The following is a 14,553-nucleotide window of genomic DNA, read 5'->3' as shown; positions in this document are numbered from 1 at the left end:
CCACCCCTCATTTCCCTCCCCCGCCCGCGCGCCAGACCCGCCGCAACCATCACGAAGCGAGACCCGATTATGATCGACTGAGGCTCCAACAACGCTGCCGGGCGTGGAATGATGTCCGCGGAGACTCGTCTCCCGTCCGGCGGGGCGCCACAACCGGATCCGATGCTCTAGCCTTAGCATGCGCGGGGCTCAGCATGATCCGCTCAACTCCCCACCGCACGTCAACACAACTCAATCCAGGGGCGGTAGCTCAGCCGGTTAGAGCATCGGACTCATAATCCGTGGGTCGTGGGTTCAAGTCCCACCCGCCCTACTCTCCAACACCGCGTTCGACCTGGGGTTTCTCGGTTCTCGTCGGCCTCGGATCACGTTGTTGATCATGGCTGGTTGCTCGGTGGTTGCTCTTGTGTACGGACCGTGTACGGCGGTAGATCATTTAGACCGCCATCGTCAGTTCAGGCCCCAAAGATCACCATCCGAAGATCAGGCCAGAAGGTCTGCACGACGCCGCCGGTCAGTGATGGCCTCATGTGCGGTCAAGTCTCGTCCAAGCCGCCTCGTCTTGCTTACGAGGCATTTCTGACCAGCAGATAAAGATCCGCTGCTTCTCGCAGCGATCCTCTCTGCCCTGTTTCACCGTGCAGGCCGGGGATCGATCGGCTGCACCGTCTGCCACACAGCCGCTGAGAACAAACAGGCAGGCCCACCGGAGAATCGGCGGGCCCGCCTGGGTTGAGTGGCTCAGGTAGTGGTCGTGCCAGTGTGGTTCGGCAGGGTGATCAGCCGGGCTGTCTGAGCGCCTGCGGCTGCGGTGTTGACGAGAGCGGCGGTGGATTCCGCGGCGGCGCGTGCCACCTCGGGGTAGACGCTGGTATAGGTGTCGCGGGTGAAGGTGGAGGAGACGTGACCGAGGGTCTCCTGCACGACCTTCAGATCGACCCCGGCGGCCAGCATGAGCGAGGCGGCGCCATGGCGGAGGTCATGGAGCCGTACCGGTGGCAGCCCCACTTGGAAGGCCAGTTGGTAGAAGTGGTCGCTGACCTGCTGCGGGTGCAGCGGCCGGCCGATCTCGTCGGTGAAGACGAAACCGCTGTTGGTCCAGGCCTCGCCTGCGGCCAGGCGTTCCGCGGCTTGCCGCTTGCGGTGCCCGCGCAACGCGGTGACGGTGTCTTCATCCAGGGCGATGGTGCGATCGCTAGCGTCGGTCTTCGGCCTGCCCTGCACCGGCTCCCAGCCCAGCTGGGTGATCTGCCAGTGCACCCCGGCCGTCCCGGCGTTCAGGTCGACGTCCTTCCAGCGCAGCCCGACCGCCTCACCCCGGCGCAGCCCGCGCAGGGCGATCAACCGATACAACGCGAACAGCCGGTGGGTGGCCGCCTGGGCAAGGAAGGTGTAGGTGTGCGAGGGCGTCCAGACCATCACCGGCGACGGCCTCGGCACGGACGCATACACGTTTATCATGCCGGGGCGGCTGAGCCGGGCCCCGCGCCGCTGCTGCTCGACCTCGAGCCGGTCGTGCAGGTCGCGGTTCCAGTCGGCGACCCGCTCATCGGTCCACACCAGCGCCTTAGGGCGTTCGGCGTCGGGGAGTTCGACCACCGCGGCCGGGTTGAAGTCGATCAGCCGGTCCTGCTTGATCGCGATGTTCAGCGCGTGCCGCAGGGTGGCGCGGATGCGGTGCATGGTGGCCGGGCCGACCGGCCGCCGGTAGCGGACCGATGCCACCCGGGCCGGGTCGCCGCTGCCGCGTTCGGTGGCGATGACGTCGTTGAACTCCTCGATCGCATCGAACATCCCCGCCACATCGGACACCCGCAGCCGATCCAGCCGAATGTCACCCAGGTAGGGGTGGAAGTACAGCCGGATGTGCGCCTCATACGAGCGGCGGGTGGTGGCATCGATCTTCCGCTTACGCCGCAGAAACTCCTGCATCCATTCGGCGACCGTGACGGTGGGGTTAAGGTCTTGGCGGGTGCGGACCTTGCGCCGGACTTCCTCCACTGCAGGAAGGGTCTTGCTGTCCTTGAGCATGGACAGCATCAGCTCGGTGATCTTCCGCTGGATGTGCGGGTCCTCATCCAGCGCCAGCAGGGCGCGGGCGTGCTCCAGTTCGGCCTCGACCTCCTCCAAGGTTGCGAAGCCGCGCCGCCGCAGCGGGTTACGCCGCCGCCCGTCGGCGTGCGCGGGCAACTCCAGCTGGTAGGCCCAGCGGCCATGAGTACTGCTCCACCATTCCCCTCTGCCCGGGCGGCGCAGCTTCGGACAGGCCTTGCCCAGTTTCCTACCGGTCGCCTCGTCCCGACAGGAACACGTCTTGAAGGTGGTTCCGTTCATCGTCGCTGTCGCGCCTTTCCCTTGTTCACTGACCTCGCGTCGCCGACCGCTCGGCGTCGCGCTTCCTGCGGCGCTCCCCCATCCCCGCGCTCCCGCCGAGCGCTGTCGGCGCTGATGTGACCCGTGCACGACGCCACGGGCGGCATCGCGTACCCGGCCCATCACCGCGCACGCCGCCGCCCGGCGGCCCGGAGTGGGGATTGCCGTGCCCCGGACCGAAGGGCGGCCCGGTCGGCCCGCACAGGCCCGTCATGGGGCCGCAGCGGGGACGTTCTGGGCCCACCGGCTGACCCGGGGCGGTCGGTATCGACGCCCACCTCCACCACCCATGTCAAGCGATATCCGCTGGTCACATTGCCCCGGCGCACGCTCCGGCCGAGCCCGGGCATCCGGTTGCATGCCTCGGCCGGACAACGCCGACCTCACCCAGAAGGCTCCGCGCTGATCGCATGGCGGCGGCCTCAGCTGGCGCGACGGGCACAGCATCGAGATTCGGCGAAGTGGCTGGACTGTACGGTCACCATCAGACGCTCCGATCTGGCGGGTGAACTCATCCCTGTCACTTATTGAAATACCGGCCGGAAAGGCCGAGTTAGGACAGCGCGATAGGTCAACCTTTGGTCAAACCGACATCGGAATCCGCTCCGCAGTGGCGGCGCCTGGTTGGTCACGGTCTGGGCACTGGCCTTCCGCACGACTGTTAGCGCCGCGATGCTCAGGCCATGGCAGACTGGGCGAAGTTGATCGAAGCGGTCGCAGGCTTGGTAGGAGCTGTCGCTTGGCCTGCGGCTTTTGCCGTCGCAGTGTGGCTAGTGATGCGACGCCACAAGGATGCCGTTGCCCGACTCATTGACCGGCTGGAACAGATCATGCTTCCCGGCGGGCTTGAGATTCACCTGAAAGTGGCCGAACAGCAGGCCCGCGACGACATTCAATCTCTCGTGGAACGAGCAGCGACGGAACTCGACCCTCACGCAAGGAAGCAAGCCGCCGAAGAACTCGCCGAACGAGCCGAGGAACTCGGCGCATTGGGAATCCTCAGCCGGGGGCCATGGGTGGAAGCAGAACCAGACATCCGTACAGAGCGACAGTGGGCAAAGTTCGCCGAGTGGGTTGAAGCCGCGAGAAGGAAACGGCGACCTTCTGAGCCCCCTAAAGACGCTCCCGACTAGCCTCTCATTCACGGCAACCTGGAGTAGTCCTCACCCTTGATCGGCCCATCCTCGAAGACAGGCGAGACGATCGGCCGTGGCTCTCATAGTCCGCCCCCATCGTCCTGCAGTCCGACGCACGGCGCGGGCTCCGGGACGGGGATCATCGGAAATGTAAGCAAATACGCCGGGCGGCGGCACCAGCATCAGCCAGACAAGTCGGAACGTAGCAGACGCTGGGAACCACACGAACCACACCGGGCTAGAAACAGAACACCCGACACGCCAACCTGCCCGCACACAAATTCACCGAGTCGCCTCAAGGCGATTCGGCGCGGCCATCGCAACAGACCAAACCCGCCCCACCTGAGCAAACGGCACACCACAGAGTGAGGTGCTCTCAGCCGCAACCCCGAAAAAACAACAAAACGCGACACCGGACACAACACCGGACAACGCCCCACCCATGAACCCACAACAGCGAACGCGACACCCCCAGCAGGCTCGACGGCCATCTCCCCCGTCTCAGGCCGCGGGTTCACTTTGCCCTGCCAAAAGCGTCCCCCCATTCCCGCCCCGGCCACCCTGACGCTGGACAGCCGAACAGAACCGGACCGGTATCGGCACCCACCTGGACCCCAGGTGTCAAGCTCCCGCATCACGCCGGACATGCCTCAGGCGGCGACGACAGCGGCCACTGCGGTACGAGCAAAGCTCGTGCACCAGCACGACGAGCAGGTGAGCAATCCACCACGGGAACCACGCCAAGAAGGCAGCCAGCAACCCGCCAACCAACCCGCACACATATTCAGGGAACTCGTCTTTAGACGAGTCGGGCCGCGCAACACCATGTCCGAAAACGCTGTGACCTGCTAAAACGACCTCCGGGTGGGGTAGCGATCTTAACCGCGCAGGGGAACGCTATCCCTATTTCCAGTACGGAAATCCACCCTCATCCGCGCACCAATCTGGGCGCTTGAAACCACCGAAAGCACGAGGCGGGGCGGAATCGCCACGTCCGCCGGTTACGGGCGCCCATGGGTGACGCCTCGACGGTCCAGAAGAACTGCCGAGGCGCTCGATCAGCGTCCGTGGTGGTAGTTCCTGCGGTACACACCTGAATCCTTCCGGAATGCAACGGCGCGACACACGTGAGCTATGCCGTTGCCGACTGCAAGATCGGCAAAACACGGCAGAATCCTAAGCTTGTTAGCTACGCGTCCTTTTCGATGTGTTCGAAGATGTCGGCGTCGGTCTCTCGCTGCCATTCGGGAAGGTCGTCCCAGTCGGCTACGTAGGACGGCTTGGGGTCATCGATGTGCTTGTGGATTTGAGCAATCCAGCACAGCGCAACGAATCGGCCTTTCTGCTCGCGTGTCAGCTTGGCAGTGTTGCCGGCGCTGACCTCAACGAAGGCACGCACTTGAGCGTAGACAGCGGCGGCTGCCTGGCGTTCCCATTCAGGGATTTCCTCCCACGGGGTGACGTAGGAGGGCTTGGGTTCGCCCGGGTAATGCTTGTTCACTCCCGCGATCCATGCCTCGCGAAAAGTACGGCCCTGCTTATCCATCGCGGTCTGCATAATGGTCCTCTCGATGTTAGGCGGAAGCCGACAGACGGGTGATTCGATCGTTAAGCTGAACCACCCGACGGTCCGACAGAAGGGGCTGGAGTTGCTTTCTGACGTCGTGCAGTTTCCTGCCCACGTAACCCGCGGATTGGGTCTGCTCGGCCAGATCCACGGCGTCACCGGCGTAGTGCAGAAACAGGTCCAGGTCGCGGCGCTGAAGACCGATGGCGGCCAGGTCGGTCAGGAGGCTGCCCCGGCGCCGGAGCGAGGTGGCCTGGCTGAGTGCGGCGATGAGTGACGCTTCCGCCAGGTCGGTCCGGCCTAGGGTGAGATAGCAGATACCGCGTTGATCCGCCATCCGGGAGCCGTCGAAGCGGAGCCAACCTCCAGGGCTGACGGAGCCAGCGAGATCGAGAACTTCATCCGCAAGGCCCAGGGCGCGTTCGCAAGCCGTCCGGTCGCCCTCTCCCGCATAGGCCTCGGCCTGTACGGCGGCGACCCAATGCCGCGTGGACAGCTGACTGTCGCCCTGCTTCGCTACACGGGCGGCCGCAGACAGCACCGCGGTGGCGTAGGGATACTCATGGTCGTACAGGTTGACGAACGCCTGACGGGTGAGAGCGCAGGCCCAGCGGTCATAGCAGCGAGCTTCGCGACCGGCGTTCACGGCCATGGTGTAGCAGTAGGCGGCGTCGGTATAGCGGTTGCTGTCGAAGCAGATCTCTCCCGCGAGTTGGAAGAGGTCGCAGGCCACAATGCACAGTTGATGGCGCGCTCGCGCTGAATGGACCTGGTTCATGTGCTTGACCAGCAGCTTGAGCTGGTCATGGACCAGCGGGTAGACCAGGCGCTTCGATTTGGACAAGGCGAAGACCTGCCAGAGGTGGCTGCTGAGCAGCGCATGCTGTTCGATGTCGTCAGCCTCGTCGGATTGGCCGGCCCAATCCTGAACGTCGGCGTTGGCCGGTGAGGAGAGCAAAATGAGTGTGCCCGCGATGCTCAGCAGGCGGAGAAGTTCACGACGGTACATGTCGTCACCTTCACCCGTCGGCTGGCCTTCAGTCACCATCTGACCGATGATGACCGGCGTTGAGATGGTGGGTGTGGTCTTCTCGGATTCTTCACGAAGGACGAGGAGGTCATCCAACTCGCCTGGGCTGACCTTCAGCAGATCGCAGATCTTGGGCCGGATGTACGGGCAAGGCTCGGTCTTGCCGAGCTCCCACCGTCCCGCCGTGGTTCGGTCGATGCCGAGCTGGTCGGCGAAGAATTCCTGGCTGTAGCCGAGCGCCTTCCTTCGTTCGGCAAGGCGCCTGCGTTTGCCGGCCACGGCGCACCTCCGCCCGCGTGATTTCCGTCACTGGCAGCGTACGGCACCTGCGCGATCACTGGCTGCGATGCCGCAAAGGTGCCGCATTGATGCGTCGCTGATGCCGTGGCCTGGTGCTTTGCGGCGCGGTTGGCTTGGTGGTGCTCGCTGGGACTTCGATCGGAGGACATCAAAGTGCTCATCGCACACCCCGAAAGCAATCGCCTGTCCGCGGACTTCTTCCCGGGATCGCCAGGCATCGACGTCAATGCAGCCGTACAAGCCGCCGCCGATCTTCTCGCAGCCATCGGCGTGAGTAGCGACAGCGAGACCGCCGCCCGAACCCCGGCCCGGATGGTGGCAGGGCTGGCGGAAATGCTCAGCTGCCCGGCGTGGGAGTTCACCACCTTCCCCAACCGGGAAGGGCAGCACGAGCTGGTGCTGGCTCGCGACGTGCCGTTCACCTCACTGTGTGCGCACCACCTGCTCCCGTTTTCGGGGGTCGCGCACGTTGGGGTGCTTCCCGGCCAGCGGATCGCCGGTCTGTCGAAGCTGGCGCGGACCGTAGAAGCGTTCGCAGCGCGGATGCAGGTCCAGGAGGAGCTCGGGCAGCAAATCGCGAGTTTCCTGGAAGAGCGACTGGAATGCCGCGGCGTAGGCGTCATCCTGGCAGCCGAGCATCTGTGCATGACGCGACGCGGAGTACGTGCTCAGGGCTCTGACACAGTCACCATCGCCTGCCGGGGCGATCTCCGTGACGATCCCGTCGCCCGCGCCGAATTCCTCCACCTTGCCGCACCGCAGACGCGGAGAGCCGCATGACGTTCCGCATCGGCAAGCGGTTCACCTTCGAGGCCGCCCACCAGCTGACCGGTCTGCCCGAGGGACACAAGTGCGGCCGTCTGCATGGCCACTCTTACACCGTCGAGGTGGTGTTGACGGCCACCGAGCTGACCGGTCCCGGCTTTGTCGCCGACTTCGCCGACCTCGCTCCGGTCAAGCAGCATCTGGCTGAGCACTTCGACCACCAAGCGCTCAACGCCAGTCTCGACCAGGAGCCGACCAGCGAGAACCTCGCTCGATGCCTGTTCGAGTGGTGCACCAGGAACCTCCCCCTGCCTACGACCGCAGCTCTCGAAGCGGTCCGGGTGAGCGAAACGTCCGCCACCTGGGCCGAGTACCGACCCTGATCGAGGACCTTCCCCAGACACGTGATCCGCGTCTCGAGCCCACCGAGAGGAACCCCCTATGTCTGCCGACCTGCTGCCGGTCGCCATCCCGACCGGACAGCGGCCCGCCCCGATCGCCGAACTGTTCTACTCCTTCCAGGGCGAAGGGGTGAGTCTCGGCCGTCGCGCCCTCTTCGTCCGCTTCCTAGGCTGCAACCTGACCTGCGGCTATGCCGAGGTTCCGACCAGTCATGACACTCCGGCGCAAGGCTCGACGCTGTGCGACACCGAATACACCTGGAACAGCACCAAGCACGACCTCTCCGCAGGTGTATGGCATCTGACACCGCAGGAGATCTGGGACGAGCTGCTCCAACTCGACCCCACCACGGCCGACCCGTCCCTCGCCCAGGTCGACCTGATCGTCGTCACCGGCGGGGAACCGCTCCTCCACAAGGACGCCGTCCTGCATCTCGCTCACCAGGCTCGGCTAACCGACCGGTGCGTCGAGATCGAGACGAATGCGACGATCAAGCCTGGCCCCGACCTGGTCGCCGCAGGCGTGGCCTTCAACGCCGGCCTCAAACTCGCCAGCTCCGCGGTGCCGCGCAAGAAGCGCATCAAACCGGACGCCATCATGGAAATCGAAGCGAGCGGCCGAGCCAGATGGAAGTTCGTCGTCAGCACTCTCGACGACCTGGTGGAAATCGCCGAACTCCAGGCGCAGTTCGGGCTCACCGAGATCTGGCTGAGCCCCGAGGGCACCACCCCCGAGCGTGTGGTGGAACAGATGCGCATGGCCGCGGCCCCCGCGCTCGAGCACGGCTGGAACTTGACCACCCGTGAGCACGTGCTGATCTGGGGCGGTCAGCGTGCCAGGTAGCCGAACCCCGTCGCATGGCATCAGCTTCTCCGTCATCGCTCCCGCCGCCTATCTGCGGGAGTTCGTCGCTCAGACGCCCGCCACGATCCACCACGTGGCGGCCCAGCGCGTCCTGCTCGATCCGGCCGACCGGGCGTTCTTCCTCGAAGAGGAACGCCGCGGCGCCACGATCATCCTCGACAACGGCGTCTTCGACCTCGGCCAGTCGCTCAGCCCGTGCGAGCTCGTCCGAGCCGCCCGAGCGGTGAACGCCGAAGAGATCATCCTGCCCGATGTCATCGGTGACGCTTCCGCCACCATGCGGGCCAGCGACCTGGCGGCAGCACAGATTCTCGACATGAGCGAAGAGTTCCGGCTGTGCGCCGTCGTTCAGGCCGCCAATGACGAGGACTGGCACCGCTGCTATGACCACTTCACCACCCGCGACTACGTCGGCGCGATCGCCTTCCCCGCCTCCCGCGACAAGGAGCCAAGCCGCGCGTTGTCCAAGAACCGCGTCGCCGCAACAGAGCACCTCGAAGCCCATGGCATGGTCGACACCGACCGGATCTACCGGCTGCTGGGATTGGGCCGGACCGGTCATCTGGAGCTCTTCGAACAACGCCGGCACGAATGGATCAGCTCGGTCGACGCCGCCGCGCCGGTCCTGCTCGGCGCCATGGGCATCCGAATGATGCCCGACGGACCCTACGAGAAGCTCTCGACCCCGCGCGTCGAGACCGTGCAACACATCGAACCGGACCGGTTCTCCCTGATCAGGGACAACATCAAGGCCGTCCGGTACGCCGCCGGCTGCCCCATCGAGATCCGGACGCCCGCATGACGAGCCCACCACTCACCGATCACGCGTCCGAGCAAAGGGCTCTCGGCGCCTCACCCATCGACTTCTACCGACACACCATGAGCAGCGCGAGCCTGCTGCGCTACCTGAAGATCAAGGTCCATCACCTGATCCAGGACTACGACTGGACCCGCATCTCGGTCGTCGCCGGCTACGACCGCCACTGCCTGATCTCAGCCCATGAAAAGAACGACAAGCTGTTCAACTGGCAACGCCCCACCGCCCAAGTCCAGGCCAACCACCTGATCATCAAGTGCTTCCCCGGCGTGGACTACGTCCGCCACTACGCCCTCATCATCGCGACCTACCTGAACATGGTCGGCCGCTACCGCGGCCAAGTCGACTACACGCTCCCCTCCGAACACACCTGCCGAGCCGCCGTCGACCGGCTGGACATCAACACCTCGGCAGACGACCTCATCGTCGTCGGCTGGGGCCTCGAACGGTTCGCCAACGCCACCGCCTGGACCCACGGCCCCGGCCACGCCTGGCAGCGCACCGACGTGGACGGACGGCGCGTGCTCTACCTCGGCTACCTGCACAGCATCTGGGGCGATGTGGCCGGCCGCGTCGTAGCCCGCCTGGCCGCACTGGGCGCCCGCCGCGTCGTCTACGTCGGCAAGGTCGGCTCTCTCGACCCGCACATCGCCCCGAACACCTGCCTGGCCACCGGCCACACCAGCGTCCTGCCCGACGGCCGCGTGAGCTGGCGGGACTTCTTCGGCGACCTCGCCGCACGCCTACCGGACATCCGCTCCGGCACCCACGTCACCTCACCCTCCATCCTGTTCGAGGACACCAACTGGCTGACCCGCCAGCACGGCCACAACTTCGTCGACCCGGAGATCGGCCACATGGGACGCGCCGCCCACACCGCCGGCATCGAGTTCGGCTTCCTCCACGTCATCTCCAACAACCTGGCCCGCCCCTATCCCGCCGACCTGTCCAACGAACGACTCCCCACCGTCATCGAACAGCGGGCCGTTCTCCTCGACCGCATCCACGAGATCATCCGGCTCCGGCTACGGAGCATCCCCACAACACAGACCAGCGAAGGAACCAACGCGTGCACATCCTGACCGGCGCACCCGGCAAGCTCATCACAGTGACCGGCATCGACGGCGCCGGCAAATCAACGCTGGCCGCCGCCCTCCACACGGCGCTCAAGGACGCCAACGAGAATGCGATCCTTGTCGGCAAGCACACCACCGAGGTCGCCATGAGCGCCGAGTTGTCCGCCTACGTAGACAGCGTCAACACGGTCGTCTACCGTCGCGACCCGACTGTGGGCGCTGCTTGCGGCAACCACTACTGGCTCTTCGCCCTGGCCGCCTGGTACGCCCTCCAGGACCGGCTGGTCATCCAGCCGGCCCTGCGCGCCGGGGTTCACGTCATCCTCGACAACGCCCACCACAAGATCCTGGCCCGCTACGCCGTCTGTCCCGACGTCCCCACCGACCTGGCCCGCCAGCTCTTCGCCCACCTCACCCCGCCCGACCTCATCCTGTTCCTTCGCATCAGTGCCGATGAGGCCCTACGCCGACGTAACGGCGACTTCACCGCCCTGGAGGCAGGCCGCACCGGCTCCACCAGCAAGGCCTTCATCTCCTACCAAACGCATGTCACCGAGGAACTACACCGGCAGGCAACCGATGCGACCTGGGTGTCCATGGACGTCACTCGTAAGGACGCAGACGCCGTCCTGTGCGAGACGATCTCGCTACTGTCCGAACGCCTCGACATCCAGATCCCCTGAACCAGGAAGCCCAGCATGCATCTCAAACCCGACCAGCGGTACCTGTGGCACGGCATCACCTGGGCCACCGGCCGGCCCACCCTTCTCCTGGCGGACACCACGACCGGCACCCTCGGACAGATCGAGATCGTCGGGCGGCACCTGGGACTGAAGGTGGTCGACGCGGCCCGCTACTGCACCGGCCGCTACGCCTTCACCGACACCTTCCGTGTCGGGCCCCTGTGCTGCCCGCAGCAGGCCGCCGCCGAGCGCGGCGGCCAATGCGCCGCCTGCCTGGAGCGAGACGACTTCCGCTTCGCACACCAGATCCACCAGGGCGGCCACACCCCACCAGCCCTCGCCGCCTACATGACTCAACCCCACTGGCTTTACATCGCCACCTTCGCCAACGCGGTCAGCAAGGTCGGAACGGCGGCGGCCTCCCGCCGCAAGTCCCGGCTGGACGAGCAAGGCCCGATACGCGCCACCTACCTCGCCCAAGCACCGGACGGGCGCGCTGTACGCCACCTGGAAGACGCCCTCAGCCGTGAACTCGGCCTCACCCAGGCGATCCGTACCACGGCGAAACTCGCGGCGCTGATCTCCTTCGATCCCGGCCACGTCGAGGACGCACATGAGAAGGCTGTCGACCAGGCGATCACCACGCTGGCCGCCCTCGCGATGGCTTCCGAACGCGAGGCATGGACGCCATCGGCCGAAAGCCATGCCCTCCGCGACCCTCAACGCTCACCAGAACGAACCCTCTACCCCCATGACCTGCGCACCGGCGAGCACGGCTTCAGCGTCGAAGCCTGCTCCGGGCCGCACGCCCTGGCACGGCTGTCAGCCGGCGACGACATCCTCTACGTCCTCGACCTCAACGCGCTCAAAGGGCACCGCGTAGTGATCGGCAACTACACCTCACCACCGACCACCGTCCAAAGATCACTCTTCTGACCACGACCGCAGCTCGCGATGCACCCACACCAGCCCATGACGACCTACGAGGACGAAAACCGATGCAACGCCCAGATGCCCTCACCGGCTGGGACGACGAACACAACGCGGAACTCTACGATCGCTTCACCCGCGAGCGCACCTTCTACACCGACTCCAGCCGAGACCTGGCCGCTCGCGCCGATCTCACCGACAAGCAACTCGTCATCGACCTGTGTGGCGGAACAGGCGCCACCGCAACCGTCCTCCTCGAGAGCCTCCCGCCACACGGCCACGTGATCTCCATCGATAGCGCCCCCGCCATGCAGGCGGTAGGGCGTCGCCACCGCGGCACGCCCCGCATCACCTGGATCACCGCCAAAGCGGAAGACCTTGCCAAGCACGCCTCCGCGCCGGCCGACGCCGTGATCTGTAACTCAGCGATCTGGAAGACCAACACCACCGCTGTCTTCGTCGCGGTACAACGCGTGCTGCGGCCGGGCGGGCGGTTCGTGTTCAACGTCGGCGGCCGATTCGCCGGCCTCACCGACCGAGAACCGCACGCCACAGCCTCCCTCAACGACCTGATCACCGCCATCGCAGTAGCGGACTACGGCTACGTACCACCCCAGCAGAGACGCCGACCGTCCCTTACGGCGGCCATCCTGCGGAAACAGCTGAAGGCTGCCGGATTCGCCACCGTCACCACGGACGTCCTCACGCGCACCGGCACCCTGGAGGAGAAGCGCGCGTGGCTCTCGATCCCGCTCTTCGCCCGACCACCCGGCCAGCTCACCCACACCCAGCGCATGGAAATCCTGCGAAAAGCCTACGCGCAGGTCGATAAGACGCGGCCAGTCACAACACGATGGCTCATCGTCACTGCCCAAGCCTGACAAGGGATTCTCTTCCAGCGGCATCTGTCATGGGACCGTCGTGCTCCTCAGGAGCATGCCCCTCGACACCCCACTGTGCCTGTGACCGGTGGAAACCGCGGTCCCTTCGCTACGCACCCGTCCGCTCGGACAGTTGTCTCGCGTACTGGCGGATGCGTGGCCGATCCTCAGGAAAGGCACCCTCCCAGTCCTGTGAGAGAGGAACCCATGCGACAGGTTGATCACTCTCCTCTGTCACCTGCAGTGACCGAGCCACGATGGCTCCATAGGACAGACCAAGCGTGACGCTCCAATCCCGGCGATAGGAGCGCACCGTCACGGCCGCCGGAGCTTCCAACAGATCAGCGGAGATCCCGGTCTCCTCGAGCAGCTCACGATGGGCGGCAACTCGCGGGCTCTCGCCAGGCTCGACTCGTCCGCCCGGCGGTACCCACCCGCGCCAGCGATGCTTGACCAGCAGCACATGCTGGAAGGCTTCATCGAAGACCCATACCTCGGCTGCGAGCGGGTCCATCGGACCCTTCATCGCCGCCTCCAGCCAGGCGCATGCGTTGTCGAATTCGGTTTCTGCCCTGCGGGCGTCCATCACGGCTGCCCGCAAGGTGTACTGGTCAGGCCCACGCTGATCCACGCGCCCCAGGGTACTCGCGAGGCCCGACAGTCACAGGCCGGACTCGTTCTTGACAGCAGGCGGACGAAAGATCAGGCGCGCCTCTTGAATTCGGTACTCAACCGACCGCTGATGCTCCATGCTGAGCGTGTCCCAGCACTGTTCTTGCTCATTCGCCAGGAGCGTTTTTGACCCGGTACGCCGTCGATCACCACCGCAACATCCTCATCGCCTCCTGAAGCACCGGGTCGGGAGATACCGCGTTGGACGTAGCCGATCTTCCTGCCGGGATCCCCAGCCGCGATGCCCTGAACCTGGCCCAGGCGCTGACCCAGCTCTCCGAGATCTGCTGGCGCTGCTACACCCACCCGGCCAGCGCCGCCGACAGCCACGGGCCCAACTCCGAAGGCGAATGCCGGCAGGAAGAACGCGACGCCTTCACCAGCGTCCTTACGGCCTTGACCAGCCCCAACCTGCCCGCCGACGGCTACATGATCCAGTCCTCCATCCGGGTCGAAGAAGCCGCCCACCAGGTCGGCCGCGCCCTGCACACCCTCAACGCCGCCGAACTGACCACCCGCGTCACCCTCGACGTCGGCGCCGAACTGGCCGCCATCGAACAGGCCGAGCTGGGCAACCTGTCCGAACGCTCCCGCCAGGCCGTCGCCCTCACCCGCGAAGACGCCTCCCCGCTCCAAGTCGCCCAAGCCAGCAACCTGCTGCACGACAACCCTTCGGCCCCGAAGCACTCTTCACCGAGATCGACCCCGCCGCGGCCGCCATCGCCGCCGCACACTGGCTCGACGCGGCAGCCACCGTCACCGCCGAGTACGCCGGGCTCCCCGCCACCCAGATCGTGCTCGAAGCCGACAACATCGAGGCACTCCCCCACGAGACACCCACCCTCGTCCTGGAGCTAATGGCCGACGGCGCCACGCCACGCCAAGCGGTGATGCCCTTGATCCGCGACGCCCTCCAGGTCGCGGAAGGCGAGATCCCTGACATCACGGCACTCCAGCAGCGCATCGCCGCCGCCCAGCAACTGCTCGACAAGCAGCGCGAGGACCAGTCCGAACTCGGCCTGGACGCGCTCGGCCTGCGGATCACGCCGCTGGATTC

Annotated in this window: 14 protein-coding genes and 1 tRNA gene; 11 read left to right on the top strand and 4 right to left on the bottom strand. The window is 65.8% G+C overall.

From position 1 onward, the window contains the following. Positions 1–239: 239 nt before the first annotated feature. Positions 240–313, top strand: a tRNA-Ile gene (locus ITP53_RS46710). A gap of 428 nt (positions 314–741) precedes the next feature. Here ITP53_RS46710 and ITP53_RS46705 read toward each other — a convergent pair. Then, positions 742–2,334, bottom strand: a complete 1,593-nt coding sequence (locus tag ITP53_RS46705; protein WP_195901920.1) for a tyrosine-type recombinase/integrase — start codon at positions 2,332–2,334, stop codon at positions 742–744. Positions 2,335–3,056: 722 nt separating this feature from the next. Here ITP53_RS46705 and ITP53_RS46700 point away from each other — a divergent pair. Continuing rightward, positions 3,057–3,506 (top strand): hypothetical protein, encoded by a 450-nt coding sequence (locus ITP53_RS46700; protein WP_195901919.1) that lies wholly within the window; start codon positions 3,057–3,059, stop codon positions 3,504–3,506. 1,192 nt (positions 3,507–4,698) lie between these two features. On the opposite strand, the gene ITP53_RS46695 is transcribed toward ITP53_RS46700, so the two are convergent. Together ITP53_RS46695 and ITP53_RS46690 are read right to left on the bottom strand one after the other, a co-directional pair. After that, positions 4,699–5,067, bottom strand: coding sequence for a hypothetical protein (locus tag ITP53_RS46695; RefSeq protein WP_236051967.1), 369 nt, complete (start codon positions 5,065–5,067; stop codon positions 4,699–4,701). A gap of 16 nt (positions 5,068–5,083) precedes the next feature. Continuing rightward, positions 5,084–6,385: a helix-turn-helix transcriptional regulator gene (locus ITP53_RS46690; protein WP_195901918.1), complete on the bottom strand. Its 1,302-nt coding sequence runs from the start codon at positions 6,383–6,385 to the stop codon at positions 5,084–5,086. A gap of 174 nt (positions 6,386–6,559) precedes the next feature. On the opposite strand from ITP53_RS46690, the gene folE reads away from it, so the two are divergent. From folE to ITP53_RS46650, 8 genes are all read left to right on the top strand, one after another. After that, positions 6,560–7,186: a GTP cyclohydrolase I gene (gene folE, locus ITP53_RS46685; RefSeq protein ID WP_328818025.1), complete on the top strand. Its 627-nt coding sequence runs from the start codon at positions 6,560–6,562 to the stop codon at positions 7,184–7,186. Beyond that, entirely contained in the window at positions 7,183–7,554 is a 372-nt protein-coding gene (locus ITP53_RS46680) for a 6-pyruvoyl trahydropterin synthase family protein (protein WP_195901917.1), read from the top strand. The genes folE and ITP53_RS46680 overlap by 4 nt, the downstream gene beginning before the upstream one ends. A gap of 58 nt (positions 7,555–7,612) precedes the next feature. Next, on the top strand, positions 7,613–8,416 hold the full coding sequence (locus tag ITP53_RS46675; protein WP_195901916.1) for a 7-carboxy-7-deazaguanine synthase QueE: 804 nt from the start codon (positions 7,613–7,615) through the stop codon (positions 8,414–8,416). Beyond that, entirely contained in the window at positions 8,406–9,239 is an 834-nt protein-coding gene (locus tag ITP53_RS46670; RefSeq protein WP_195901915.1) for a hypothetical protein, read from the top strand. The genes ITP53_RS46675 and ITP53_RS46670 overlap by 11 nt, the downstream gene beginning before the upstream one ends. 77 nt (positions 9,240–9,316) lie before the next feature. Beyond that, positions 9,317–10,336 (top strand): nucleoside phosphorylase-I family protein, encoded by a 1,020-nt coding sequence (locus ITP53_RS46665; protein ID WP_195901914.1) that lies wholly within the window; start codon positions 9,317–9,319, stop codon positions 10,334–10,336. Further along, positions 10,324–11,013, top strand: a complete 690-nt coding sequence (locus tag ITP53_RS46660) for a dTMP kinase (RefSeq protein ID WP_195901913.1) — start codon at positions 10,324–10,326, stop codon at positions 11,011–11,013. Before ITP53_RS46665 ends, ITP53_RS46660 begins: the two co-directional genes overlap by 13 nt. 15 nt (positions 11,014–11,028) lie before the next feature. Next, on the top strand, positions 11,029–11,949 hold the full coding sequence (locus tag ITP53_RS46655) for a DUF2797 domain-containing protein (RefSeq protein WP_195901912.1): 921 nt from the start codon (positions 11,029–11,031) through the stop codon (positions 11,947–11,949). A gap of 62 nt (positions 11,950–12,011) precedes the next feature. After that, positions 12,012–12,824, top strand: a complete 813-nt coding sequence (locus ITP53_RS46650; RefSeq protein WP_195901911.1) for a class I SAM-dependent methyltransferase — start codon at positions 12,012–12,014, stop codon at positions 12,822–12,824. A gap of 109 nt (positions 12,825–12,933) precedes the next feature. On the opposite strand, the gene ITP53_RS46645 is transcribed toward ITP53_RS46650, so the two are convergent. After that, complete coding sequence (locus tag ITP53_RS46645) at positions 12,934–13,455, bottom strand: NUDIX hydrolase (RefSeq protein WP_328818021.1); 522 nt, start codon at positions 13,453–13,455, stop codon at positions 12,934–12,936. A gap of 242 nt (positions 13,456–13,697) precedes the next feature. Here ITP53_RS46645 and ITP53_RS56555 point away from each other — a divergent pair, with 242 nt between their 5' ends. After that, positions 13,698–14,354 (top strand): hypothetical protein, encoded by a 657-nt coding sequence (locus ITP53_RS56555; protein WP_207757403.1) that lies wholly within the window; start codon positions 13,698–13,700, stop codon positions 14,352–14,354. The last annotated feature ends 199 nt before the right edge of the window (positions 14,355–14,553 follow it).

This window comes from Nonomuraea cypriaca, from assembly GCF_015645445.1.
In the GTDB taxonomy this organism is placed as follows: Bacteria; Actinomycetota; Actinomycetes; order Streptosporangiales; family Streptosporangiaceae; genus Nonomuraea; species Nonomuraea cypriaca.
The sequence above is the reverse complement of the archived record's forward strand: the minus strand, read 5'-3'. Positions and strand labels throughout refer to the sequence as shown.

Bases quoted from the DNA above. Each gene is read 5' to 3' on its own strand.
- ITP53_RS46700 (WP_195901919.1), top strand. From the start codon at position 3,057: ATGGCAGACTGGGCGAAGTTGATCGAAGCGGTCGCAGGCTTGGTAGGA.
- ITP53_RS46650 (WP_195901911.1), top strand. From the start codon at position 12,012: ATGCAACGCCCAGATGCCCTCACCGGCTGGGACGACGAACACAACGCG.
- ITP53_RS46705 (WP_195901920.1), bottom strand. From the start codon at position 2,334: ATGAACGGAACCACCTTCAAGACGTGTTCCTGTCGGGACGAGGCGACC.
- ITP53_RS46675 (WP_195901916.1), top strand. From the start codon at position 7,613: ATGTCTGCCGACCTGCTGCCGGTCGCCATCCCGACCGGACAGCGGCCC.
- ITP53_RS46680 (WP_195901917.1), top strand. From the start codon at position 7,183: ATGACGTTCCGCATCGGCAAGCGGTTCACCTTCGAGGCCGCCCACCAG.
- ITP53_RS46695 (WP_236051967.1), bottom strand. From the start codon at position 5,067: ATGCAGACCGCGATGGATAAGCAGGGCCGTACTTTTCGCGAGGCATGG.
- ITP53_RS46665 (WP_195901914.1), top strand. From the start codon at position 9,317: ATGAGCAGCGCGAGCCTGCTGCGCTACCTGAAGATCAAGGTCCATCAC.
- ITP53_RS46655 (WP_195901912.1), top strand. From the start codon at position 11,029: ATGCATCTCAAACCCGACCAGCGGTACCTGTGGCACGGCATCACCTGG.